The organism is Pseudomonas sp. A-B-19 (genome assembly GCF_019947515.1).
Classification (GTDB): domain Bacteria; phylum Pseudomonadota; class Gammaproteobacteria; order Pseudomonadales; family Pseudomonadaceae; genus Aquipseudomonas.
On sequence record NZ_JAGYGN010000007.1, the window covers coordinates 195,682 to 221,716 of the forward strand.

Sequence of the window (26,035 nt, forward strand, 5' to 3'; positions counted from 1 at the left end):
AAGGGGGCACCACTGAAACCGGATCAGCTCATCGAGCCATAGCGCTTGGCCGCTTCAATCGCCAGACCGCTACCGATACTGCCAAAGATATTCCCTTCCACATGCCGTGCATTCGGCAACATCGCCGAAACACTGTTGCGCAGCGCCGGAATCCCGCTCGAACCACCGGTGAAGAACACCGTATCGACCTGATCGACCCGCACTTCTGCGTCTGCCAGCAGTTGAGTGACGCTGGCTCGCACCCGCTCCAGCAGGCTGTCGATGGCCGACTCGAACAGTGCACGGCTCAAGTCCACGCTCAGGCCCGCTTCAATGCGATCAAGCGGCACGTGACGGTTGTCGGCGTGGGTCAGCTGGATCTTGGTTTCTTCCACTTCCATGGCCAGCCAGTGCCCGGCGCGCTCTTCGATCAGCTTGAACAGGCGGTCGATACCACCGGTGTCCTCGATGTCGTAGCGCATGCTGCCCAGGGCCAGTTGGGACTTCTGCGAGTACACCGAGTTGATGGTGTGCCAGGTCGCCAGGTTCATGTGGTGGCTGGTGGGCATGTAGGCTCCGCTTTTCATGCGGCTGCCGTAGCCGAACAGCGGCATCAGGCCTTGCAGGCTGAGCTGCTTGTCGAAGTCGGTTCCGCCTATGTGCACACCGCCGGTGGCGAGGATGTCCTCGTGACGGTTATCCACACCCCGACGCTCCGGCGACAGGCGCACCAGCGAGAAGTCGGAGGTACCACCGCCGATGTCGACGATCAGTACCAGCTCTTCTTTCTCGATGGTCGACTCGTAGTCGAACGCTGCGGCAATCGGCTCGTACTGGAACGAGACTTCCTTGAAACCGATCTTGCGCGCCACGTCGACCAGAGTGTCTTCGGCTTCCTTGTCGGCCATTGGGTCATCGTCGACAAAAAATACCGGACGACCCAGCACCACTTCTTCGAATTCCCGACCGGCGGACGCTTCGGCGCGGCTCTTGAGCTGGCCGATGAACAGCCCGAGCAGGTCCTTGAACGGCATCGCCGTGCCCAGGACGCTGGTGTCGTGCTTGATCAGCTTGGAACCCAGCAGGCTCTTGAGCGAGCGCATCAGGCGGCCTTCGTAGCCTTCCAGGTATTCGTGCAGCGCCAGCCGGCCGTACACCGGGCGACGTTCCTCGATATTGAAGAAGACCACCGACGGCAGGGTGATCTTGTCGTCCTCCAGCGCGATCAGCGTTTCCACGCCGGGGCGCAGCCAGCCGACAGTGGAGTTGGACGTGCCAAAGTCGATACCCAAGGCACGGGCTGGAGATGCGTTGTTCATGTCTTTCAGGTTCCGGTTAAAAAACGGCCGCGCAGTGTATGTCAGAGCGCGCCAGATTCGAAGGCCGGTTATCTGCTAATTCTTCGCAGACAATGTCTTGAAAGATGGGACATCCCCCCCAAACTACCCTGCATAAACCGGACAGCCGCGGGAGTGCTCGCAAGAAGCCCCGCCTGCTGCCGATAAACTTCTGCGCTGCCGCCCGGTCACAAACTTGAGGTCGGTCAAACCAATGGCTGCAAACAAGCGCATGCTGTGGCCTGTGGCGCGATTCTGATAACGGATGGTGATTGCCTCGATGAACTTCAAAGACTATTACAAGATTCTCGGTGTGGAACCGACCGCGGACGACAAGGCGATCAAGGCCGCCTATCGCAAGCTGGCGCGCAAATACCACCCCGACGTCAGCAAGGAAAAGGACGCCGAGGCCAAGTTCAAGGACGCTTCTGAAGCCTATGAAGCGCTGAAAAGCGCCGACAAACGCGCCGAGTACGATGATTTGCGCCGCTATGGCCAGCACGGCCAACCCTTCCAGGGACCACCGGGCTGGCAGAGCCGCGGCGGATTCGGTGGTGGCGGCCAGGACACGGGCGATTTTTCGGACTTTTTCAGTTCGATATTCGGCAATCGTGGGCCAGGCTTTGGTGGTGGTGGACAGTCGCGTCGCAGCACCGGACGCCGAGGGCAGGATGTGGAAATGGAGCTTGGGGTTTTTCTCGAGGAAACACTGTCGAGCGAGTCGAAGAAGGTCACCTTCCAGGTACCGCAATACAACGCGGCCGGCCAGCATGTGAGTAACACCAGCAAAAGCCTGAACGTGAAGATCCCCGCCGGCGTGACCGACGGCGAGCGCATTCGCCTCAAGGGGCAGGGCGCTCCGGGCGTGGGTGGCGGCGCCAATGGCGACCTGTACCTGACGATCCGTTTTGCCCCGCACCCGAAATTCGATGTCGAAGGCGAGAACCTGATCATCACCTTGCCGCTGGCACCGTGGGAACTGGCACTGGGTGCCGAAGTCGCCGTGCCGACCCTCACCGGCAAGATCAACCTCAAGGTTCCGGCGGGCAGCCAGAACGGCCAGCGCATGCGCGCCAAGGGCCATGGCCTGATGAACAAGGCCGGTGAGCGCGGTTACCTGTTCGTACAACTGAAGGCTGTCATGCCGAAGAAGTCCGACGATGACATCAAGGCCCTGTGGCAGGAACTGGCGAAAAAAGCCGCGTTCGATCCCAGAGAACACTTCTGAACCCAGACATGGAGTAGCCCGTCATGAGCAGCCCCCTGATCGTTCAACTGGACCTGGCAGAATTCTGTGAGGCGGCCGACTTGTCGGACGTCCATGTGATCGAAATCGTCGAGCACGGCATCCTCGAACCTCAGGGCGCCCAGCCCAAGGACTGGCGTTTCAACGATTATGAGCTGGCCCTGGCCAAACGCGCCGTCAAGCTGCGGCGCGATCTGGAGCTGGAATGGGAAGGCGTCGCCCTGGCGCTGGACCTGCTTGAAGAGGTCCAGCAGCTGCGGGCGGAGAATCGAATGCTCAAGCAGCGGTTGGGGCGGCTGCTGGTCGAGTAAGAATTCTGGTGTTTTTGTGTTGGCTGGCAGGTTGCTTTCGCGAGCTTGTTCACGATGAACGATAACGCGGTCCCTGCGCCTCATACTGTCCTGGGGAACAATGCCGCCGATAAAAACAGGCACATTCGTGGTTGTGTGGTGCGGTAAATAGTTATTTTCGACACCTGGATTTTCGAATGCACAGGGCTGTTTCTGTACATTGAACCAACGATTATTTGCGCTTTTGTTCACGGGACAAGCGCATAACCATAGAGACCCAATCAATGGTTTGAAGGTGTTCAAGACATGCCTGAATTGCAAGGAAGCAATCCAACAGGGCCGTCAAGTCCGGCAAAAAAGGAAGACAACGGGGTTCATCACCAACGGATAAAACCGTTGATCCCCAAGGCGATTACGGAAGCACCACGGGCCAGGCTCCTGACGGCGCTGGATGTACGGCCGCCGTTCCCCTCCTGGTATCTGAAAGCCCGACCGGTAGACCGCGACTATCTCAAGCAACTCATCGACGAGCGCTGGCGCCTGCAAGGGCGGCTGGACGAATTGCTTGGCGATTTACAGCACGACATCAAGGCCTTCGCCGAGCCGTTGCTCAAAACCCTGTTGCTCTCGAACTTCAACGAGCATGGCAATCCGAATGACCTGCAATTGCGCCTGTATGTGCCGAACAAAATCGCCGGTGTAATCGATACCCAGGCCAGTACTATCCGTCGCTCCACGCTGCTCGAAGCGGCGCTACACAACTTCGAAAAGGATGAAACCCGTGATGATGCGTTTCGCAGCGGCTCCGCGGTGTTACACAAGGACTTTCGTGGCGACCTGCACGAGAACAAGGTCATCACCCCGCAAAAATTTGCGGCACTGTGCCGCCGCCTCGATATAGGCGGGCAATACCAGACCCACATCAAGTCATTGCTCACCCCCGCAGATGCCAATGCCGCTCGCCTGCTCAAGGAGCGTTCGATCGCCAGTGACAAAGCGGCCCTTAAACTGGCATCGATGACGGCGTATCTCAAGGGCGATATCGGCCTGTACGGTTACGCAACGATCGGCGCAGTGATCGACGGCAAGTCTGATATCCAGTGGCATGGCCATCCGCTGCAAAGTCATCGTTTGTCGTTAATGGGCTGCCGGATGACCGGCGTTGTGCTGTTCAGCGCGGTGGCCGAACCAACGGCGGTCAAAAGGGCCATTGATGGCCTGACGCCTGATGCACGCAAGCAATGGCTTGACTTCTCCCTGCGGGCAGCGCCCTCGCTAGCCAGCGGCTTCGATACCTTTCGCCTGCTCAAGGCTTTTTTTTCCAACGGCCCGAAAGGCGTGGTGGAAGAGATGCTGCACAAGGACGAAATCTACAGCCAGAATCGGCTGAGCGGGCATCTGATCGCCTGGGTACCGGATGATCCGGATCATCCGCTGAAGGAATACGCCTCGCTCACCGACTTCATGAAAACGTTGATCGGCCAACTGCGTGAAAGTGACTACCAGGTTTTTTTCAATCGTTTTGTCGCGCAGAAAGACAAGGCGATTTTTTTCAGCCGGGTCAATGAACGGCTCAAGACCATCACCTGGCAACAGCGTGAACCGCTGGACATGGGGCCATGGTGGCGAGAAACGCCGGTCGAAAACCCGGATGCGCAACCTGTCACTCATCTGATCAGCGACGAGCTGTGGGACCGTCTGTTTCGTGAGCGTCGCGACAAAGCCATCGCCGATGCCCGACTGATCGCGGTGCCGACCGATGACGAAGACGCCAACGCTCGCTGGAAACGCCTGAGCGGTTATCTGGACGTCGCCTGGAACCTGTTCAACTTTGGCGTAATGCTGGTGCCAGCGCTGGGGCCGGCCATGCTGGGCCTGATGGCCGCGCAATTGCTGGCGGAACTGGTCGAGGGCATCGAAGACTGGAGTGAGGGTGACGTCGAAGAGGGCGCGGCGCATATCAACGGTTTTTTGATCAATGGTGCGCAATTGGCCCTGATGTCCATGGGGCACGTGTTGCCCAAAGGCCCCACGCCGATCAGACCGTCACCCCTGATCGACAGCCTTGAACCGGTGGAACTGCCCAACGGAAAAACGCGTCTGATCAAACGCGATCATGGGCCTTACGAGCACCGCCTGGCGCTGCCCGAAACCGCAACGCCCGATGACTTCGGCGTCATCGAGCATGACGGGCGCAAAGTGCTGCCGCTGGAGAGCAAGCAATTCGTGCTCAAGGAGGATCCGCTCACGGGACAGCCCCGACTGCAACATCCCAAGCGGCCAGATGCCTATCAACTGAACATCGAACACAACGGTGCTGGTGCCTGGCACACGGAATTCGAAAAGCCGATGGAATGGGGCAAGGGCAAGCTGTTGCGGCGCCTCGGTCCATCAGTGGACGGGATCAGTGACGAGATGCTGAATCAGGTGCAGCAGGTCAGCGGTGTCGACGAAGGCGTGCTACGTCGTATGCATGTCGAAAATGAGCCACCTGCGCCCTTGCTCATGGACACGCTGAAGCGCTTCAAGGCTTACGCGGACGCTGACAAGCTCAGTGCGCAAATCCTCAATGGTCAGGTGCCACAGGAACTGTCGGAGAAGGTGACGGGGTTTGTTACTTCATTACCTGGCTGGCCAGAATCCAGGGCCCTGGTGCTGGAAGCCGATGCCGCTTCGGGCCGACCATCACTGAATTTCGGTGCAGCTGAGGCTACGCCTGAAAATACTCTCAACATTTCCCGGGCGGATGTTTGCGGAGGCCGCCTGCCGACACGAGTGGTTGACGCCCTCAGCGAGACGCAGTTGCAGGACTGGTTCGGCAGTGAAGTTGCGAAAGAACGCTCGGCGCGTATTGCCGAGCTGCAAAAACGCATCGCCCGCCAGGCGCAAGACAGCAAAAAAACACTGTTCGATACGTTGTACGAGGCCCGTGAAACCACCAGCGATGCGCGGATAAACCTGCTGAAGCGGGATTTTCCGGACCTGTCGAACGCCACCGCACAAGCCCTGCTGGAGGATGCCACTGAAGCCGAGTTGTTGAAATTGACCCGAGACAGACGGATCCCGTTGCGCTTGCGCGAAATGGCGCGCAAGTCTGTGTTCGGCTTGCGCTTGAGTCGCGCCTACGAAGGGCTTTATCTAGACGAATTGAGTAATGCCGACACCGGCCGACTGGTCCTGCATACCCTGGCAAACTGGCCGAAATGGCCAACGGATATGCGCATCGAAGTCCGCGATTTTTCCTTCACCGGTGCACTGCAAGACAGCGTTGGTCCGGTCGATGCCTCGGTGCGCAAGGTGTTGGTATTGCGCGAGGACGGGCGCTATGAAGCTTACGACCATGAGGGTGGCCATCTGCAGGGAGCGGACGATCTGTACGGGGCATTGCTGCATGCCTTGCCCGATGCCGAACGCAAAACGCTGGGGTATGAGATCAATCAGGGAGCCCAATTGCAGCAGGCGGTTAAACAAGCGCCACTGTCACACGACACGTTCTCGAAAACCCTGTTGGATCATCCGATACGCAAGCCCGAATACGACCCGCAGATCATGCGTTTGCGTGGCGGAATGCGAGCTTACAGGATGCGCTCACAAGATCCGGATCTTTTGCGAAGGCGTATAAGCTCACTTCTTCCAGGTCTGGATGACAGTCAGGTTCAGGCGCTTCTGAACTCTTTTGGTGCGTTGGCAGATGAGCGAATATCCGAGCTGGAAGCCGAGTTCAACCTCTTCATTGAGTCAATGAGTAATTGGGTCAAGCAATCTGCCCGGCGTGTTATGCCCGACGGTCGCTCGGAGTGGGACTCCAGAAACGAAATCTACGTGAGGCTCCTCAGATGCTGGCGGCGCACCGGCCGAGCGGGTGTTGAGGCACCAGGTATCGTGGCGCCGCAAGCTTTGAATCTGGATGGATTTCCTTTGGACAGGCATTTGGCGACAATGCCTGAACTGACGGCCAATTTTGATCACGTCACCGAACTCAGCCTGAACAATGTACGACTGCGTGATGAGCATGTCCGATTCCTGCGGCCATTCCGGCAATTGCGGCAGTTGAACATGACGCAAAACAGATTGACCCTGTTTCCTCAAGAGATCGGCAATCTGCGCCGGCTGACTCATCTGGTGCTCAGCGATAACAACATCTCCCTGGACAGCGAAGGGATCGCCCGCCTGCGAGGACTGACCCGCATGCACCTGTTGCGTCTGGATAACAACCCGTTGCGCTTGCCGCCTGATATCAGTCGTATGCCCAACTTACAGGCGATTACCCTTAACCATTGCCAGCTCAATACCTGGCCCACGGGTTACTTTGGCCGGAATCGCCCGCGCAGCATTTATCTGAACCTTGAGTTCAATGTGCTCACGCAAATTCCCGAAGTGGCGCCCGGTTCCTTCCGTGCGGAGTTGCTGGCGCGTACGTTCTTTACTCGCGAAGATGGCTGGATTTCACCCGAGAACCTTGAGCGGGTGCGCACGTACATCGAATCGATCGGCCTGGACCCTGATCGAGCCTATCCCCCACGCGGCGTACTCGACAGCTCCGAATGGGGAGAAGGGCTGAGCAACGCAGAGTGGAATGCGAAACAGCCCATCTGGGACAACGTCGAAGACGAGTATGGCTCGCTGCCGTTTTTCAATGAAATCCGGCGGCTGACCGAGTCCTATGATTTCAAGGCCGACGACAAAAGTTATCGTATCGAACTCACCGCCAAAGTGTGGCGCATGCTCGAGGCCATGGCCGAAAGAACCGAGCTGCGGGAAAAACTGTTTGCCGAGGCGACCAGTACCACCAACTGTGTCGATGGCGGCACTCAGTTGTTCAATGCCATGGGCGTCGAGGTATTGGTGCACGAGGCCCGCTCATTGGCCAATCCGGCGCTGGTGGAAGCCGAGTTGCTGAAACTGGCGAGGGGCAAGTCGCGTCTGGACGAACTGGGCAGGATTGCCCGCGAGCGTGTCGCTGAGCGCTTACGGGCCGGAGAAACCTTTTATCGCCCCGGAACCGAAGGTGGAACCATCGATGAAGTCGAGGTGCATCTGGCTTACATGACGGATCTGGCGGAACGCCTGGATCTGCCATGGCAAGCGCGAGGCATGCAGTTTCGGGCTATTTCCAAGGTGAGCAAGGAGATGATCGAGGCTGCCTGTCAACGTGTGCTGGCCCTGGAGGAAGGGGACTTGCTGACCGAGCGGATCCTTGAGCAACCGATCTGGCAAACCTTCATGGAAACGACCTATCGGCAGGAGTTCGATGCCCTCAAGCTGAGGCTGGAAAACGCTGAGGATGAAGACGTATTCCAGGCCATCAAGGCGCTCGAAAAAACGTTGACCCGGCAGGCTCTGGGCCGAGCCAAACTGGACAAGGTGAACACCACAATCGGTAGCTGACCCGCAAGCCCCGAACGCATGGCGTCCGGGGCTTCTTGCAATGCTCAGAACAGGAAGTAGCGCTGGGCCATTGGCAGGGTTTGCGCTGGCTCACACCACAGCAACACACCGTCAGCCTTGACCTGATAGGTTTGAGGATCGACGTCGATCTCCGGCAGGTAATCGTTGTGAATCAGATCGGTTTTCTTCACGTCGCGACAACCTTTGACCACGGCGATTTTCTTCTTCAGACCTAAGGTTTCCGGCAAGCCGGCCTGCTGCGCCGCCTGGCTGATGAAGGTCAGGCTGGTGGCGTGCAGCGAACCGCCAAAGCTGGCGAACATCGGGCGGTAATGCACCGGTTGCGGCGTCGGGATAGAGGCATTGGCGTCGCCCATCAGGCTGGCCGCAATGGCGCCGCCCTTGAGAATCAGCGTCGGTTTCACGCCGAAAAACGCCGGGCGCCAGAGCACCAGATCCGCCCATTTGCCCACTTCGACCGAACCCACTTCATGGCTGATGCCGTGGGTGATCGCCGGGTTGATGGTGTATTTGGCGATGTAGCGTTTGGCGCGGAAGTTGTCGTTGCCTTCACCGTCGCCGGGTAGTGGGCCGCGTTGTTTTTTCATCTTGTCGGCGGTCTGCCAGGTACGGGTGATGACTTCGCCGACGCGGCCCATGGCCTGGCTGTCGGAGCTGATCATCGAGAACGCGCCGAGGTCGTGGAGGATGTCTTCGGCGGCAATCGTCTCGCGACGAATGCGGCTTTCGGCGAAGGCCACGTCTTCGGCGATACTCGGGTCCAGGTGGTGGCAGACCATCAGCATGTCGAGATGTTCGTCGATAGTGTTGCGGGTGAACGGCCGGGTCGGGTTGGTCGAGCTCGGCAGCACGTTGGCAAAACCGCAGGCCTTGATGATGTCCGGGGCGTGGCCGCCACCGGCACCTTCGGTGTGGTAGGTGTGAATGGTGCGGCCCTTGAAGGCGGCGAGGGTGGTTTCGACGAAGCCCGACTCGTTGAGGGTGTCGGTATGGATCGCCACCTGCACGTCGTACTGGTCGGCCACATTCAGGCAGTTGTCGATACTCGCTGGCGTGGTGCCCCAGTCTTCGTGCAGCTTGAGGCCGATGGCGCCGGCCTTGACCTGTTCGATCAACGGCTCCGGCAGGCTGGCGTTACCCTTGCCGGTCAGGCCAATGTTCATCGGGAAGGCATCGGCGGCCTGGAGCATGCGCGCCAGGTGCCAGGGACCTGAGGTGCACGTGGTCGCATTGGTGCCGGTGGCCGGCCCGGTGCCGCCGCCGATCATGGTGGTGACGCCGCTCATCAGTGCTTCTTCTATCTGTTGCGGGCAGATGAAGTGGATGTGGGTATCGATGCCGCCGGCGGTGAGGATCATGCCTTCGCCGGCGATCACTTCAGTGCTGGCGCCGATGGCGATGGTGACATTGGGCTGGATGTCCGGGTTGCCGGCCTTGCCGATCGCCGCGATGCGCCCGTCCTTGAGGCCGACGTCGGCCTTGACGATGCCCCAGTGATCGATGATCAGCGCGTTGGTGATCAGGGTATCGACCACCTCGGCGGCCAGTAGCTGGCTCTGACCCTGGCCGTCACGGATGACTTTACCGCCACCGAATTTCACTTCTTCGCCGTAGGTGGTGAAGTCCTGTTCCACTTCGATCCACAACTCGGTATCGGCCAGACGCACCTTGTCGCCGACGGTGGGGCCGAACATGTCGGCGTAGGCTTGTCTTGAGATTTTCATGCGCATGCCTTGGGATTCAATTGATTTGGAGACCGCTCGCTGTGCTCGCTTTCGCTGGCAAGCCAGCTCCTACAGGGGGAATAGATTTCGCCGCAATAGCGGTGTTGGAATGCGATTCCCTGTAGGAGCCGGCTTGCCGGCGAAGGGGCCGGTACTGGCGCTGCGTGACTTAGAGATCGCCCATGATCCGCCCGGCAAAGCCGAACACCCGGCGATGCCCGGCCAGGTCCACCAACTCGACCTCGCGACTCTGCCCCGGTTCGAAACGCACCGCCGTGCCGGCGGGGATGTTCAGGCGCATGCCGCGACTGGCGTTGCGGTCGAACGACAGTGCGTCGTTGGTTTCGAAAAAATGGTAATGCGAGCCGACCTGGATTGGCCGGTCGCCGCTGTTGGCCACCTTGAGGCTGAGGGTGCGCCGGCCAGCGTTGAGCTCGATCTCGCCGGACTGGATCTGGTATTCACCGGGAATCATCAATGGGCTCCTTGGAGAATCTTGTAGTAGAGGGCCGTCGGCTTGTAGCGGCCGCTCGGGTCACAGGCGTAATCGGGAATTTCACCGGCGCGGGTATAACCCAGCGATTGGTAGAAGTCTTCGGCGGGCGAGCCGGCTTCGGTGTCGAGATAAAGCATGCCGCGCTTGTGCTGCAAAGCGACCGCCTCCAGAGCGCTCATCAGTTGCTGGCCGAGGCCGCGACGCCGCGCATGTTCGCGCACCAGCAACTTCTGCACTTCGGCACGGTTCAGGCCGTTGGCTTTCGGGCACAGACTCAGTTGCACACTGGCCTGCACCTGCTCGTCCTTGACCACCACCCACAGCAACACTCTGCCCTTGTTCAGGCTGTCCTGGACCTCATCGAAATACGCGTGGGCCTGGGTCGCATCGAGATCAGCCATGAAGCCGACACTGGCGCCATAACCGACGGCATCGAGCAGCAGGTCGATCAGGCCCTGACGATAATGCGCAAAGCTTTCAACGTTGACGCGTCGCAGTTGGGCGGGGTTCATCGAGGGATTACTCCTGGTTGATGCCTGGCGGTAGTGCGCCGGGATTCAGGGTCAGTTGCATGAAAGTCAGGTCCAGCCAGCGACCGAACTTGGTGCCGACCTGCGGCATTTGCCCGGTGGTGATAAAGCCGATGCGTTCATGCAAACGAATGGAGGCAGCGTTACCGCTTTCGATAGCCGCGACCATCACGTGCTTGCCGCAGCCTTTGGCGCGTTCGATCAGCGCTTGCATCAGTTGCGGGCCGAGGCCGTTGCCGCGCTGGTCGCTACGCACATAGACCGAGTGCTCGACGGTGTGGCGGAAACCGTCGAATGGCCGCCAGTCGCCGAACGAGGCGTACCCGAGCACCGTGTCGTCGGCATCGACAATCACCAGAATCGGATAAGCCTGGGATTGCCGGGCGCTGAACCAGGCCTGGCGGTTGTCGAGGTCGACCGCATGCTCATTCCAGATCGCCGTGGTGTTGAGCACAGCGTCGTTGTAGATGTCACGGATGGCCGGCAGATCGGCATGCACGGCATCGCGGATGTGGTAAGTCATGGCGCGGCCTCAGGCGATGGGTTGGTGGACGGTGACCAGTTTGGTGCCGTCGGGGAAGGTGGCCTCGACCTGGACTTCCGGGATCATTTCCGGGATTCCTTCCATCACTTGTTCGCGGGTCAGCAGGGTGGTTCCCAAGTGCATCAGCTCGGCCACCGTCCGCCCGTCGCGTGCGCCTTCAAGCAGCGCGGCGCAGATGTAGGCCATGGCTTCCGGGTAATTGAGTTTCACGCCGCGAGCCAAACGTCGCTCGGCCACCAGGCCGGCGGTGAAGATCAGCAACTTGTCTTTTTCGCGTGGGGTCAGGTCCATCGTTGAGAATCCATATTCGGCAGTTGAAAGATCTTGAATTTGTCAGGTGTTCCATATTCGGGGTGGGACGGCATCGCGGCCGAGCAACGCCGGCCTGAGCAATCGCCACAAATCAATCAGCCAGCCCCGCGCCAACAGCGCCTCACTGGCCAGGCATCGGGCAACCAGCAACCCCGGCAGCTGGGTCAAATCCCCGCGCACATCGTTGGGCAGCGAGCGGCAGGTTTCCAGCAGTTCGCTATCGACCTCACCCGTCACCAACAACGTCGCAAACACCGGTTGCCCGTCCAGCCCGATAGGCGAATCGAGCAAGCCGTCCGCCCCGACAACGCGCTGGCGTTCATGCCAGAGCAACTGGCCGTCGCGGCGGATATCCAGATGTGCCTGGAAGTGCCCAAGGTCGAAACGCTCGCCACTGGCTGGCCGGCCCAGGGCCACGACGTCCCAATAGAACAGCCGTGCATCGCCTTCAAGGTCGATGCAGGTGCTGAGTTCAGCCTGGGCCGCGCTGAAAATGATCGTCTCCTGGGGTAGCCATTCCAGTGTCGCACCGGCTGCCACCTTCAACTCCAGCCGCTGATAGGCGGGGCCGGCGGCGCGATACCACTTGGCCGCGCCGGGGCTGGTGATCTGCGCCCAGGCATCGCGCTCGACGCGGGCTGAAATATCCAGCCGATCACCGCCGGCAATCCCGCCTGGCGGGTGGACGATGATGTGTTGGCAGACTCCAGGCCCTTCGGCATACAGATGCTTTTGTACCCGCAGCGGACCCAAGTGGCGGCGCTGGACCGGACGTGTGCTATCGCCGAAGCGGGCGTAACCCAGCTCCAGCTCGGCGTGCCAGCTCGGGGTGAACAGCGTTGTCTGGGCTGTTGAATTCATGATTTTCAATTATCGTCAGGACGCTACAGATTAGATCGTAACCAGACCGCGCACACCTTCGGCCTCCATATTCTCTCCGCGACCCTGTTGCACGATCTCGCCTCGGGACATCACCAGGTACTGGTCAGCCAGTTCGGCGGCGAAATCATAGAACTGCTCCACCAGCAGAATTGCCATGTCACCCCGTGCGGCGAGTTTTTTGATCACGGCACCGATCTCCTTGATGACCGACGGCTGGATGCCTTCGGTAGGCTCGTCGAGGATCAGCAGGCGAGGGCGGCTGGCCAGCGCCCGGCCAATGGCCAGTTGCTGTTGCTGGCCACCGGACAGGTCGCCGCCGCGCCGTTGCTTCATTTGCAGCAGCACCGGGAATAGCTCGTAGATGAAGGCAGGGACTTCCCTGGCTTCGCTGCCGGGAAAGCGTGACAGCCCCATCAGCAGGTTTTCTTCCACGGTCAGGCGGGCGAAGATTTCCCGGCCTTGCGGTACGTAAGCGATGCCGGCATGCACACGCTGGTGCGGCTTGAACGTAGTGATCGGTTTACCTTCCCACTTCACTGCGCCTTCCTTGGCCGGCAGCAAACCCATCAGGCATTTGAGCAGGGTGGTCTTGCCTACGCCGTTACGCCCGAGCAGGCAGGTGACTTCGCCGACCTTCACGTCAAATGTCAGGCCGCGCAGGATGTGACTTCCGCCGTAATATTGGTGCAGTTTGTCGACTTGCAGCATGTTCGAACTCTCCTCAAATCCCTTGTAGGAGCTGGCTTGCCAGCGAAAGCGGTAGGCCTGTCAACTTTGATGTTGACGGTGATGACCTCTTCGCTGGCAAGCCAGCTCCTACAGGTTCTGTATTTGCAGGTCAGCGACCGAGATACACCTCGATCACCCGCTCGTTGTCCTGCACCTGCTCCAGTGACCCTTCGGCCAGCACGCTGCCCTGATGCAGCACAGTTACGTGGTCGGCAATCGAACCGACGAAGCCCATATCGTGCTCGACTACCATCAGCGAGTGCTTGCCGGCCAGACTCTTGAACAGCTCGGCGGTGAATTCGGTTTCGGCGTCGGTCATGCCCGCCACCGGTTCGTCGAGCAGCAGCAATTGCGGGTCCTGCATCAACAACATGCCGATCTCCAGGAACTGCTTCTGGCCGTGGGACAGCAGGCCCGCCGGGCGATTGACCGACGAGGTCAGGCGAATGGTCTCCAGCACTTGGGCGATGCGGTCTTTCTGCTCGCCGTTCAAGCGCGCCCGCAGGCTGGCCCAAACGGATTTGTCGGTTTTCTGCGCCAGTTCCAGGTTCTCGAACACCGTCAGGGCCTCGAACACCGTCGGCTTCTGGAACTTGCGACCGATACCGGCCTGGGCGATCTGCACTTCGCTCATTTGCGTCAGGTCCAGGGTTTCGCCGTACCATGCCTTGCCGTGACTGGGGCGGGTCTTGCCGGTGATCACGTCCATCAGCGTGGTCTTGCCCGCGCCATTGGGGCCGATGATGCAGCGCAGTTCGCCGACGCCGATGTACAGATTCAGATTGTTCAGCGCGCGGAAGCCGTCGAAGCTGACACTGATGTCTTCCAGGGTCAGGATGGTACCGTGGCGCGTATTCAGGCCTTTGCCGGCACGTTGGCCGAGGCCGATGGCATCGCGGCTGCTGCCGGCGTCCTTGTTGGGCTCCACAGGAAAAAACGCGGGTTCGAGCATGAATTCAGCGGTTGCAGTGACTCTCATTGCTCACCTCTTTTCTTCAAAAGTCCGATCACGCCTTTGGGTAAATACAGGGTCACGACGATGAACAACGCGCCGAGGAAGAACAGCCAGTACTCGGGGAACGCCACGGTGAACCAGCTTTTCATGCCGTTGACCACGCCGGCGCCGAGCAGCGGACCGATCAAGGTGCCGCGCCCGCCGAGAGCCACCCAGACTGCCGCTTCGATGGAGTTGGTCGGCGACATTTCGCTCGGGTTGATGATGCCGACTTGCGGCACGTACAACGCACCGGCCAGACCGCACAACACCGCGCTCAATACCCAGACGAACAGCTTGAACCCACGCGGGTCGTAGCCGCAGAACATCAGGCGGTTCTCCGCGTCGCGCAGCGCCGTCAGGACCCGGCCGAACTTGCTTTGCGCCAGGCGCCAGCCGATGTACAGGCTCGCCATCAGCAACAGTACCGTGGCGAAAAACAGTACGGCGCGGGTACCTGGTTCGGTGATGCCGAAACCTAGAATCGTGCGGAAGTTGGTGAATCCGTTGTTGCCGCCGAAGCCGGTTTCATTGCGGAAGAACAACAACATGCCGGCGAAGGTCAGGGCCTGGGTCATGATCGAGAAATACACGCCCTTGATCCGCGAACGAAAGGCGAAGAAGCCGAACACCAACGCCAGCAACCCCGGCGCCAATACCACCAGGCACAGGGTCCAGAGGAAGCTGCTGGTACCGGTCCAGAACCATGGCATTTCGGTCCACGACAGGAAGGTCATGAACGCCGGCAGGCCATCGCCCGAGGCCTGGCGCATCAGGTACATGCCCATGGCATAACCACCGAGGGCGAAGAACAGGCCGTGGCCGAGGGACAGCAGGCCGGCATAACCCCAGACCAGATCGAGCGCCAGTGCGACGATGGCGTAGCAAAGGATCTTGCCCACCAGCGTTAGCGTGTAGGCGGAGACATGCAAAGTACTGTCCGCCGGTAATAGCGACAGCAGCGGCAATGCCAGCAACAGAACGAGGATCACCGCACCTACGGCAATCGAGACTTTGGGGCCGGCTTTTTGGGTCGCGGTAACGAGCAGGGGCTGGTTCATCAGTCGATCACCCGTCCTTTGAGTGCGAAGAGGCCTTGCGGACGTTTCTGGATGAACAGAATGATCAGCGCGAGGATGAGGATCTTGCCGAGCACGGCACCGATCTGCGGCTCGAGAATCTTGTTGGCGATCCCCAGGCCGAACGCCGCCAGCACGCTACCGGCCAACTGACCGACACCGCCGAGCACCACCACCAGGAACGAGTCGATGATGTAGCTCTGGCCGAGGTCCGGGCCGACGTTGCCGATCTGGCTCAGGGCCACGCCACCGAGGCCGGCGATGCCCGAGCCGAGGCCGAAGGCGAGCATGTCCACGCGCCCGGTGGGCACGCCGCAGCAGGCGGCCATGTTGCGGTTCTGCGTAACTGCCCGCACGTTCAGGCCCAGACGAGTCTTGTTCAGTAGCAACCACGTGAGCACCACCACAAATAGCGCAAAGGCAATGATGACGATGCGGTTGTACGGCAGCACCAGGTTCGGCAGCACTTGAAACCCGCCCGACAGCCAGGCCGGGTTGGCCACTTCGACGTTCTGTGCGCCGAATACCAGACGCACCAGTTGAATCAACATCAGGCTGATGCCCCAAGTGGCGAGCAGGGTTTCCAGCGGGCGGCCATAGAGATGGCGAATCACCGTGCGTTCAAGCACCATGCCGATGGCGGCGGTGACGAAAAATGCCACTGGCAACGCGATCAGCGGATAGAACTCGATGGCCTGCGGGGCGAAGCGCTGGAACATCAACTGCACCACGTAGGTCGAGTAGGCGCCGAGCATCAGCATCTCGCCATGGGCCATGTTGATCACACCGAGCAGGCCGAAAGTGATCGCAAGTCCGAGGGCGGCGAGCAGCAGAATCGATCCCAACGACATACCGCTGAATGCCTGGCCGAGCATCTCGCCGACCAGCAGTTTGCGTTTGACTTGAGCGAGGCTGGTTTCGGCAGCGGTATGCACATTCGCGTCGGTTTCGACGCCCGGCTCCAGCAGGTTTTCGAGGCGTGTGCGGGCCAGCGGATCGCCGGTTTCGCCGAGCAGGCGCACAGCGGCGAGGCGCACGGCCGGATCTGCGTCCACCAATTGCAAGTTGGCCAAGGCGAGACTCAATGCCGCGTGAACACCTTCGTCCCGTTCGCCAGCGAGCTGCTGGTCGAGGAATTTCAACTGCGCCGGTTTGGCGCCTTTCTGTAAATGCTGCGCAGCCACCAGACGAGTTTTGGCGTCGGCGGCGAGCAACTGATGGCTGGCCAGCGCGGTGTCGATCAGCCCCCGCAGGCGGTTGTTCAGGCGCAGGGTTTTCGGTTGGCCGTCGAGGGTCAACTCGCCTTGTTGCAGGGCGTTGATCAACTCGATACGGGCAGGATCGGGCTGCGCGGCCCAGGTTTCCAGTAATTTGGCCTGCTGCACGGGATTGGCGGCGACGAAGTCTTCGGCGTCACCGGCGTAAGTGGCCATTGGCAACAGCATTGCAATGGTCAAGATGAAGCGATAAAGGGCGGTGGGCATAAATAGTCGCCTTGACGCGGACATTGTGGGAGCGAGCTTGCTCGCGATAGCGGTCGTTCAGTCACAGTGATGTTGAATGTGCCGCCGTCATCGCGAGCAAGCTCGCTCCCACAGGGAATTGTGTCGGGCCACAGAATTACGTTCAGGCCCGACATCCAATGACTCAGTTGCTCTTCACCGCATACTCCGGCTTCTTGTCGTTACCCGGGATGAACGGGCTCCACGGCTGGGCGCGGATTGGCCCTTCGGTCTGCCACACCACGTTGAACTGACCGTCGGCCTGGATCTCGCCGATCATCACCGGCTTGTGCAGGTGGTGGTTGGTCTTGTCCATGGTCAGGGTGTAACCGGACGGCGCGGCAAAGGTCTGGCCGGCCAGGGCTTCGCGGACTTTGTCGACGTCGGTGGATTTGGCTTTTTCAGCCGCTTGCGCCCACATGTGGATGCCGACATAAGTGGCCTCCATCGGGTCATTGGTCACCGCCTTGTCGGCGCCCGGCAGGTTGTGTTTCTTCGCGTAGGCTTTCCAGTCATCGACGAACTTCTTGTTCACCGGGTTCTCGACCGATTCGAAGTAGTTCCACGCCGCCAGGTTGCCCACCAGTGGCTTGGTGTCGATGCCGCGCAGTTCTTCTTCGCCGACCGAGAACGCCACGACCGGAACGTCGGTGGCTTTCAGGCCCTGGTTGGCCAGTTCCTTATAGAACGGCACGTTGGAATCGCCGTTGACGGTGGAGATAACCGCGGTCTTGCCGCCCGCCGAGAATTTTTTGATGTTGGCGACGATGGTCTGGTAGTCGCTATGACCGAACGGGGTGTAGACCTCTTCGATATCCTTGTCGGCCACACCCTTGGAGTGCAGGAACGAACGCAGGATCTTGTTGGTGGTGCGCGGGTAGACGTAGTCAGTGCCGAGCAGGAAGTAGCGCTTGGCGCTGCCGCCTTCCTCGCTCATCAGGTATTCAACGGCAGGGATCGCCTGCTGGTTCGGCGCGGCGCCGGTGTAGAACACGTTTGGCGACATCTCTTCGCCTTCGTATTGCACCGGGTAGAACAGCAGGCCATTGAGTTCTTCGAACACCGGCAGCACCGATTTGCGCGACACCGAGGTCCAGCAGCCAAACACCACAGCGACCTTGTCCTGGGTAAGCAGTTGGCGGCCCTTCTCGGCGAACAGCGGCCAGTTCGACGCCGGGTCGACCACGACGGGTTCCAGCATCTTGCCGTTCACGCCGCCCTTGGCGTTGATTTCGTCGATGGTCATCAGTGCCATGTCTTTGAGCGACGTTTCGGAGATCGCCATGGTGCCGGACAACGAATGCAGAATACCGACCTTGATGGTCTCGGCGGCCTGGACAGTCCAGGTCATGCCCATCGCGGCGATGCTTGCCGAGAGTGTGAAAGCCTTGATCAAACTGCGACGCTTCATTGTGCGATCTCCATGAACGTTAAAGTTTTTTATGGTTGGCAGATGCGGACGACTGAAGGTGTGTTTTGCAAGGGCTGTGCCCGGTCGGGCAAGGGCAAGGAAATGTCGTATCAGAGCGGTTGCGCGGTGTGGACAGCGCACCATGAAGGATCGCGACTGGCGCGTTGGTGCGAAGATGCGCGCCACATTGGGGCGCAGATATTGTCTCGCACTGCAGGAGCGAGCTTGCTCGCGAAAGCGAATTGTCCGTCACGATGATGTTGGGATATAGCAGCGGCCGAAAAGGTGATCTACCAGGAAACCCTTGCGGTAACTATGTACCGCAGCAAGTTTTTCCAGACTGGCAGAGTAAGGGGGACTGAAGACAACACTTTTTACAGGAGCTATTCATGGATGATCAAACTAGCGGAAGGGAATCGCCGTCACACCAGCCGATTCCGGTTCCCTCACTTAGCCGAGCGTTTCTTTCGGCAGACGACGCTGCGCGTTTTGCTCATGAGCAGGTCGGTATTCGGCGTGACCGCGAATATGTCGCTTGTATTTTCAGGCGCAATGATCAGCGGTTCGTGGTGACTGAACCAATAGAGCGGGGACGGGGCTGGCATGATCCCCGTGAACTGTATCCGGTGAGCGAAAAGGGCTCGCCGGTATATCCCGAGAATCACGTCCTGCACGGTTTCTTCTGCTCTCACGTGGCACTGTCGATGCTCGACCCAGTGCATGTGCATATCTTGAATTGGACACGTGATGATGCTGCGAAAAGCTTGATGATGTTCAGTATCGACGAGTTGCGCCACGTACTTGCAGACGATGTACCGGTCTACCTGTCGGGAGCGGAGGACAGTTTGATCATGTTCAAACCTGACAGCACCCGCTCCGCTGCGTTACTTGAACAACTGGGTACACCGAAAGCGCCCGGCGAACTGGCTTTGAACTATGAGAAAGGTGTCGTCAAACCCGGCAAATTGGCCAGGGAAACGGCCGCTTGTGGGGACTTGCAGGTCCTTGTCAGCAATGGACGCTGGAAACCCGGGAAAATGACGCAGGACATCATCGTTGGTCCGTGGGAACGGACAGTGCCGGAACGAGTAGCTTTTGGTGCGATTTTCCAGTCGGCGGATGAGGCCGCGCTCGACCGCCATTCAGTCTATGCGGGCAATTCGGATGTGGAGCAGACCTGGTTTGGATTTATTCTCAAACAAAAGGGTAAACAAGAATATATCGCCTCCGAATTGGTCCCCGTCAGTGTCAGTGATACAAGAGACAAGCTTTTTTCTCTGAGAAGTTTGTTCGCTAGAACCAGCGTACACCAATACATTTATCCGGAATCGTTCCAGGTCCATTCATATTTTTACGTGCGTCAATCAGTCAAAGCGTTATCCAGTCCGGCAAACAAGTGGCTGGCGGAAAACTTCATCGTGCCTACCGATTTGTTTGTCGTGCTCTACAACTCAAAAAAATATCCCAACGTCGAAACGAACTCGAGCATTCCCCTCTATATATCGAGTCAGGATGGAGCGCTTCTGAAATATGTCGCCCACAAGAACACCAAGCTTTTCGATAACGACACTCCAAACATGGGGCTGGAGGATATTCAAAGCAAACTGTCCAATGGTGCGATGACGTCAACCGGTTTTGTCAGGGAGGTTGCCAACAGCGGTGAGTTGCAGGTATTGCGCACCAGTCTGTGCTGGGACAGGCACGGTGCGGTAGGCAGATTCTGGATGCCGAGCATGAACCTGCAACGTCGCATGCTTGGTCCGGTCTTCACCAACGCCAATGACGCCGCCATTTACGCCCGGGAGCAACTGCCTTCAGGCAGTGCAAGGGCATTTGGTGGCTTGATTCTGCAGCGCCCTGATGGTTTTTTTGTGGCAACCGTCCCGATCGTGATTTCCCGCGAGGATTTTGATGACGAGTGGGTTTTTCCGAAAGAAAGCCGCACTTACGGTCAGTTTCCGGCAGGCTGCAGCGTCGTTGCCCGTTATCGTTCGCGGGTACTTCGAGAGTTGCCCATCGTATTGTCGGAAGTCGACAAACAGGTCTATCGCAATATGCTTTCGGTGAATGTTGCCGCAGGTAAACCCCGGCAGATCGACGATTATCTGTTTGCTCCTGACGGATCGATAATCCGCTATCGGATGGGCTTTTGGACACAGTTCATGAATGATTTGGCCGTTGCACTGTCCGAAGGACCCGCGGCTCCCGGTCGGGAGATTGCAAAAGTTAAAGAAAAGCTCAATTCGGGCTGGCTGACACCCACCAGTTGGGTGAAAACACTGGCAAGGCGCGGTTCTCTGCAAGTGGTCGTGGGCAGCGCTCTCTGGGGGCCGGCTCGAGCAGTAACAGAGTTCGAGCCATTTGCGGTGGCCCCCGCAACCACTGGATATACCAAGGCCGTGGCTGAGCCGGCTTACAGCCCGGTGTTCGTTGAAGAAACGGGGGCTGCACGCTTCGCCCATGAGCGGGCGGGGAACCGTTACGCGTTGAGTTTTGGATTCATCCTTCGCTACGCCCGTGGGGGGGCCTTTATCGCGAGTTTGCCCATCGCGGTAGAGGATTCAAAACTGGCCCCTGACCGCGTTTTTCCTGCAACCTTTCTTTCTTCACTCGTCACCCAATACATCACCCGCGGGCTCTATCTGTGTGCTGCGCAGGTGACGCAAATCTTGCCAGATCATGACTATCGACACTTTTTTTCGCCTATGGATGTGAATCTCGCGCGGGAAAGTGTCCGGACCCCCCAAGGGTATAGACCGATTTATTTTTCCTGCGCCGATGGTGCCTTGCTGCGATTGCAGCTTAATTCTTTCGATCCGAAGCCGCACACGGACCGATTCGGCCAGATCGAACTACGCGACAACCCGTTTGCGACGTTTGAGCAGGCGTTGAGTGACTGGGGTGATATCAATGAAGGCACTTTCAGGCTGGACAGTTATATTCGACGAATGGCCCGGTTTGGAACGCTGGAGGTTCTGTTGGCCAGCAGCTACTGGTCTCGCCTCGGTGTAGTGGGCCAGGACTGGACCCCGCGTATGTCCGTTGCGCCCGCCAATGAGCGATGGGCCGACAATCCCGAGCTGGCCATGGGGCCTGTGTTCCACCATCCCGACGATGCCGCCCGCTACGCGCATTCACGAGCGGGAAGTACTGATGACCAGGCGTCAGTGCATGCCAGTGCGATCCTGGCTCAGTCCAGCACTCATTCATACATTGCGCTGGAGCCTTTGGCCGATCCGGGGTACCCCGATGACATCGCTGACCGCATCTTCCGCACGGCAAGCGATGTCTCAACGACGTCTGGAAATCGCCCGCCACGAATTCCTGACGGTTACCGGTTTATGGCGGGGCATCAACTCTTTCCGGCGTCTGATACACACTTGGCCGATAACTCCGCAGAGGCCTACACGAGCTTCCCGTCACCGAGCTTGATTTATGCACATACACATGCCTTGAAAGCCAAAGGGTTTGATATTACGGCTTACTATTATTCGACTCGCTATGGCGCACTGCTCAAGTACACGCCGAATTATTCGTCAGTAGAAAAGAAATTTCTGCAGACGAGTCAGCTGCCACTTGTCGACGGTAAGTGGATCACCGTATCGTCTACCGAAGAGTTTATTTCCCGGCTGGCCGAGATCGGCAATCTGGAGGTGTTGCTTGCCGCGTTTTATTGGCGTCAGGCCGGGCATCTGGCGCGCGATTGGAAGGTAACACGCCAACAAGGCCCCGATGTTTTCGAGAAGCCTGCACGGGATGAGTTGTAGGCCAGGCGCGAGCCTGGTCTTACCGCTGCTGTTGGGGCTGATCAGCCTGACGAAGGGGCCCGAAAGGACACCCTGAATGCGAGAGGAAGACGCGCGGGGGAGTTTACTGCCCATTGAGCTCCGCGCATCTCGCCTGTTTCAAGATGAAGACGAAGCCGATTCAGTCTGCCGGGTAAAACGCGACAGCAGCACGCGATCCAGCACCCACACCGCCACCAGCGAAACCCCCACCAATGGAAAGGCCACCGCGATGGTGAACATGATCACCATCGCGGTTTTCCATTTCGGCAGGTCGTGGCGAAGCGGCGGCACGCCAAGTTTTCCTTGGGGGCGGCGCTTCCACCAGATCACCACGCCGCTGACCGCGCTGAGCAAAATCATCAGGCAGATCAGCAACACGACGATCTGGTTGAACGTGCCGAACATCTTGCCTTCGTGCAGCATCACGCCGATTTCCGTGGCGCGGGCGACGGTGCCGTAGTGCTCGAAACGAACATCGGCCAGGACCTTGCCGGTGTATTGATCGATGTGCAGCGTGGCGTCGTTGCGCGGGTCGTCGGCGAACACGGCGATGGTGAACACGCCGGTCGCGGTGGTCGGCAGGGTGATGCTGTAACCCGGTTCGACCTTGCGTTCGTTGGCGATGTTTTGTACGCCTTGCAGGCTGATGGTCGGCGTGGCCGGGCCGGCCGATGCACCGTCGTGGGCCATGTGTTCGGCGTGGTCGCCGGACATCGGCATTGGCGTGTTTTCCATGGCCCACGGCACGGTCTGGCGGGTGGCTGAGTTGAGGCTACGCGCCTCGATATCGGACGTCGGCACGTCATCCCACATAGCCGCCGGGAACACGTTCCACACTTCGGCGTATTGCTTGCCCCAGAAGCCGGTCCAGGTCATGCCGCTGAGCAGCATCACCAGCAGCAGGGACGCGCCCCAGAACCCGGTGACGGCGTGCAGGTCACGCCACAATACGCGACCACGACTGTTCAGGCGCGGCCACAAGATGCCTGCCGCCTGACCCCGCGGCCACCACAGGAAAATCCCGGACACCACCAGCACCACGCCCCAACCGGCGGCCAGTTCGATCAGACGATCGCCAACAGTGCCGATCATCAGCTCACCGTGAATCGCTCGGGCAATGGCTTGCAGATTCTTCTTGGCGTCTTGCTCACCGAGGATGTCGCCGTGGTAGGGGTCGACGAAAACGTTCAGCTCCTTGCCATCGTTGAGCACGACAAACTGCGCGCTGCGCTCGGCGTTGACCGGCGGCAGGTACTGGGTGACCTGGCCTTGTGGATAAGCCGTTTTCACCCGTGTCAGCAGGTCGTCGGCCGGGACGGTGTGATGACCGGCCGGAACGTTGAGCAGGCTGTTGTACATCAGCGAGTCGAGCTGCGGTTTGAACAGATAGAGGGTGCCGGTCAGGGCCAGCATCACCATGAATGGCGCCACGAACAATCCGGCATAGAAATGCCAGCGCCAGGCCAGGTTGTAGAAATTCACTTTGGGCTGTTTCATCAAGCGTGCTCCGCATTGGCGAATCAAATTGTTTTTTTAAAGATCGCAGCCTCGTTTCACTCGACAGCTCCTACAGCATTTACGTGCTCCAATGGAGGAGCTGTCGAAGGCTCGGGCCGCGTTCGGACGATCTTTTGATTTTTCTTTTTAGAAACTCATGTCCACCTTGGTCCAGAGCGTGCGCCCCGGTTCCTTGATGGCTTGCGGGTCATTGGCGGGGTAGCCGAAACCGGCGTTGCCGGCCAGGTTCAAGTGTTCGGCGTAAGCCTTGCCGAACAGGTTGTCGACGCCGCTGCTGACCTTCCAGTTGCTGTTGATCCGATAGGCACCGTTGAGTGAGAACACGCCGAAGCCCGGCGTCTTGTCGAAGTCCTTGCCGACCACGTTGCCCTTGTTCAGGTCGATGCGGTTTTGCGCGGCGACCACTCTCCACAGTGCGCCGGCGCTCCAGTTGTCTTCGCTGTAGGTCAGGCCGAAACGGGCATCCAGTGGCGGCATTTGCGGCAACGGATTGCCATCGCTGCGGTTCTTGCCCCAGGCGTAGGCCAGGGTCGCGTCGGCGTTCCAGTTGTCGGTGAAGTTGTAAGCGGCGCCCAGTTCGCCGCCCATGATTCGCGCGTCGATGTTTTCGGCTTGCGAGGTCGTACCCATCATTGTCGGGGTGTAGTTGAACAGGATGTAATCGCGCACCTGCCCGACGTAAGCCGAGGCCCAGGCTTCGAGGTCTTCGGTCTTGTATTGCAGGCCGAAATCGAGCTGGGTGGTTTTTTCCGGTTTGATCGAATCGAAGGCATTCACCGAACCGGCGGGGCCGGATTTGGGTGAAAACAGCTCCCAATAATCCGGGAATCGCTGGGTGTGACCGAGGCCTGCATACAAGGTGGTCGGGCTGTCGGCAAGGTCATGCTCGTAGCGGATGAAGCCGCTCGGCAGGGTATCGGCGCGGGTGTCGTCGGCAGTTGGATTCGGGCGGGTCATCATGCCCGAGCCGGTGGTCTGCCGAAAATCCTTGGCCGAGGCGCGGTCCAGGCGTGCGCCGCTGATCAGGCGGTCTCGGTCGGCGGCGTACCAGGTCATTTCACCGAACACACCGTAGTTATGGAAGTCGGCATCCTTGGTGTACGGCAGGTCCTTGTAGGTGTCGACACCCATGGCGCTGCGCTGGCGATGTTCGTTGGTCTGTGCGTCGATGCCGCTGATCAGTTGCACATCGGCCCAGCGCCATGTGGCCTTGATCCGCGCGCCGAGGGTGCGGCGGTCGACGTTGGAGGCCATGGGGCCGGCCATCATGCCGGTACCGGACGGCGTGCGCAGGGTGTAGTTGTCCATCACGTGGTCGGCGTAGTTGTAGTAGACCTGCGCTTCGACCGTGTCCAGCACCTCGCCGAGGTTGGACTGCTCGAAGCGCAGGCCGAGACTCTCACGCAGGAACTGTGATCCGTCCATGCTGCGCCCGGCGTACCGGGCTTCACCATCGCCACGCCCGGCGGTCAGCTCCAGCAAGGTGTCGGCATTCGGCGTCCAGCCGACGGCCACATCGCCGTTCCATTTTTCATAACGCGACGCGACCGTGTCGTTGTTGCCGTCCTGGTAGTCGTCGGAGTGCGCGGTGTTGCCGATGACCCGCACGTAACCCGACTGGCCACCGGCGGCAGCGTCCACCAGTTTGTCGAAGCGGCCGTAGGAACCGGCCAGCACGCTGGCGTTGACCCGTGTGCCGAGTTCGCCGAAGTGCTCCGGTTCGCGGTCGAACAGGATAGTGCCGGCCGAAGAGCCAGGCCCCCACAGCACGGTTTGCGGGCCTTTGATCACGGTGAGTTTGTCGTAGGTTTCCGGCGAGATGTAGGAGGTCGGGGCGTCCATCCGCCCCGGGCAAGCGCCGAGCATCATGCCGCCGTTGGTGAGGATGTTCAGGCGTGAACCGAACATGCCGCGCAGCACCGGGTCACCATTGGTGCCGCCATTGCGCACCATGGCGAAGCCCGGGATGGTTTTCAGGTAATCGGCACCGTCGCTGGCCGGCACCGGTTGGCGCGGGTCCTTGGGGTTGGTGACGATGGTCAAGGGTGAACTGGGGGCAACGGCGGTAATCACTGTCGGGCTCAGTTCTTCACTGTGATCGGCATGCTCATCGGCGAGTGCAGAGGGCGCCAGCAATGCACCGCACAGGATCGCGGTGGCATGCCTGAAACGAACGCCGGATTCATTCAGGGCATAAGAGGCTTGGGCAGGGCTCAAGCACGGGACAGCAGAAAACCTGGACATGACAATTTCCATCGAGCAGTC

Annotated in this window: 18 protein-coding genes; 4 read left to right on the plus strand and 14 right to left on the minus strand. The window is 59.5% G+C overall.

The annotated features are described in order from the left end of the window. Positions 1–23: 23 nt before the first annotated feature. Positions 24–1,298, minus strand: a complete 1,275-nt coding sequence (locus tag KGA81_RS10645; protein WP_223545759.1) for an Hsp70 family protein — start codon at positions 1,296–1,298, stop codon at positions 24–26. A 298-nt stretch (positions 1,299–1,596) separates the two neighbouring features. Here KGA81_RS10645 and KGA81_RS10650 point away from each other — a divergent pair, with 298 nt between their 5' ends. The 3 genes from KGA81_RS10650 to KGA81_RS10660 all read left to right on the plus strand — a co-directional run bounded on the left by KGA81_RS10650 (position 1,597) and on the right by KGA81_RS10660 (position 8,240). Then, entirely contained in the window at positions 1,597–2,544 is a 948-nt protein-coding gene (locus tag KGA81_RS10650; protein WP_223545760.1) for a DnaJ C-terminal domain-containing protein, read from the plus strand. Between the two features lie 23 nt (positions 2,545–2,567). Next, entirely contained in the window at positions 2,568–2,873 is a 306-nt protein-coding gene (locus KGA81_RS10655) for a chaperone modulator CbpM (RefSeq protein ID WP_223545761.1), read from the plus strand. Between the two features lie 285 nt (positions 2,874–3,158). Further along, a complete protein-coding gene (locus KGA81_RS10660) occupies positions 3,159–8,240 on the plus strand; it encodes an NEL-type E3 ubiquitin ligase domain-containing protein (protein ID WP_223545762.1) in 5,082 nt (1,693 codons plus the stop codon). A 44-nt stretch (positions 8,241–8,284) separates the two neighbouring features. On the opposite strand, the gene ureC is transcribed toward KGA81_RS10660, so the two are convergent. From ureC to urtA, 11 genes are all read right to left on the minus strand, one after another. Continuing rightward, complete coding sequence (gene ureC / locus KGA81_RS10665; protein ID WP_223545763.1) at positions 8,285–9,985, minus strand: urease subunit alpha; 1,701 nt, start codon at positions 9,983–9,985, stop codon at positions 8,285–8,287. Positions 9,986–10,154: 169 nt separating this feature from the next. Next, positions 10,155–10,460: an urease subunit beta gene (locus KGA81_RS10670; RefSeq protein ID WP_223545764.1), complete on the minus strand. Its 306-nt coding sequence runs from the start codon at positions 10,458–10,460 to the stop codon at positions 10,155–10,157. Beyond that, complete coding sequence (locus KGA81_RS10675) at positions 10,460–10,993, minus strand: GNAT family N-acetyltransferase (RefSeq protein WP_223545765.1); 534 nt, start codon at positions 10,991–10,993, stop codon at positions 10,460–10,462. Before KGA81_RS10675 ends, KGA81_RS10670 begins: the two co-directional genes overlap by 1 nt. 7 nt (positions 10,994–11,000) lie before the next feature. Continuing rightward, positions 11,001–11,534 (minus strand): GNAT family N-acetyltransferase, encoded by a 534-nt coding sequence (locus tag KGA81_RS10680; RefSeq protein WP_223545766.1) that lies wholly within the window; start codon positions 11,532–11,534, stop codon positions 11,001–11,003. A 9-nt stretch (positions 11,535–11,543) separates the two neighbouring features. Continuing rightward, positions 11,544–11,846, minus strand: coding sequence for an urease subunit gamma (gene ureA / locus KGA81_RS10685; RefSeq protein WP_223545767.1), 303 nt, complete (start codon positions 11,844–11,846; stop codon positions 11,544–11,546). A 42-nt stretch (positions 11,847–11,888) separates the two neighbouring features. Further along, a complete protein-coding gene (locus tag KGA81_RS10690; RefSeq protein WP_223545768.1) occupies positions 11,889–12,728 on the minus strand; it encodes an urease accessory protein UreD in 840 nt (279 codons plus the stop codon). 30 nt (positions 12,729–12,758) lie between these two features. Further along, positions 12,759–13,457, minus strand: coding sequence for an urea ABC transporter ATP-binding subunit UrtE (urtE, locus tag KGA81_RS10695; protein WP_223545769.1), 699 nt, complete (start codon positions 13,455–13,457; stop codon positions 12,759–12,761). 130 nt (positions 13,458–13,587) lie between these two features. Further along, positions 13,588–14,457, minus strand: coding sequence for an urea ABC transporter ATP-binding protein UrtD (gene urtD / locus KGA81_RS10700; RefSeq protein WP_223545770.1), 870 nt, complete (start codon positions 14,455–14,457; stop codon positions 13,588–13,590). Next, complete coding sequence (urtC, locus tag KGA81_RS10705) at positions 14,454–15,533, minus strand: urea ABC transporter permease subunit UrtC (RefSeq protein ID WP_223545771.1); 1,080 nt, start codon at positions 15,531–15,533, stop codon at positions 14,454–14,456. The genes urtD and urtC overlap by 4 nt, the downstream gene beginning before the upstream one ends. Then, positions 15,533–17,035, minus strand: coding sequence for an urea ABC transporter permease subunit UrtB (urtB, locus tag KGA81_RS10710; RefSeq protein ID WP_223545772.1), 1,503 nt, complete (start codon positions 17,033–17,035; stop codon positions 15,533–15,535). The genes urtC and urtB overlap by 1 nt, the downstream gene beginning before the upstream one ends. Before the next feature lie 163 nt (positions 17,036–17,198). Further along, positions 17,199–18,464, minus strand: coding sequence for an urea ABC transporter substrate-binding protein (gene urtA, locus KGA81_RS10715; RefSeq protein ID WP_090328640.1), 1,266 nt, complete (start codon positions 18,462–18,464; stop codon positions 17,199–17,201). 389 nt (positions 18,465–18,853) lie between these two features. Here urtA and KGA81_RS10720 point away from each other — a divergent pair, with 389 nt between their 5' ends. Further along, positions 18,854–22,231, plus strand: coding sequence for a DUF4329 domain-containing protein (locus KGA81_RS10720; RefSeq protein ID WP_223545773.1), 3,378 nt, complete (start codon positions 18,854–18,856; stop codon positions 22,229–22,231). A gap of 138 nt (positions 22,232–22,369) precedes the next feature. Here KGA81_RS10720 and KGA81_RS10725 read toward each other — a convergent pair whose 3' ends face one another. Both KGA81_RS10725 and KGA81_RS10730 read right to left on the minus strand, forming a co-directional pair. Next, on the minus strand, positions 22,370–23,749 hold the full coding sequence (locus tag KGA81_RS10725) for a PepSY-associated TM helix domain-containing protein (protein ID WP_223545774.1): 1,380 nt from the start codon (positions 23,747–23,749) through the stop codon (positions 22,370–22,372). 147 nt (positions 23,750–23,896) lie between these two features. Further along, a complete protein-coding gene (locus KGA81_RS10730) occupies positions 23,897–26,014 on the minus strand; it encodes a TonB-dependent copper receptor (RefSeq protein ID WP_223545775.1) in 2,118 nt (705 codons plus the stop codon). Positions 26,015–26,035: the final 21 nt, after the last annotated feature.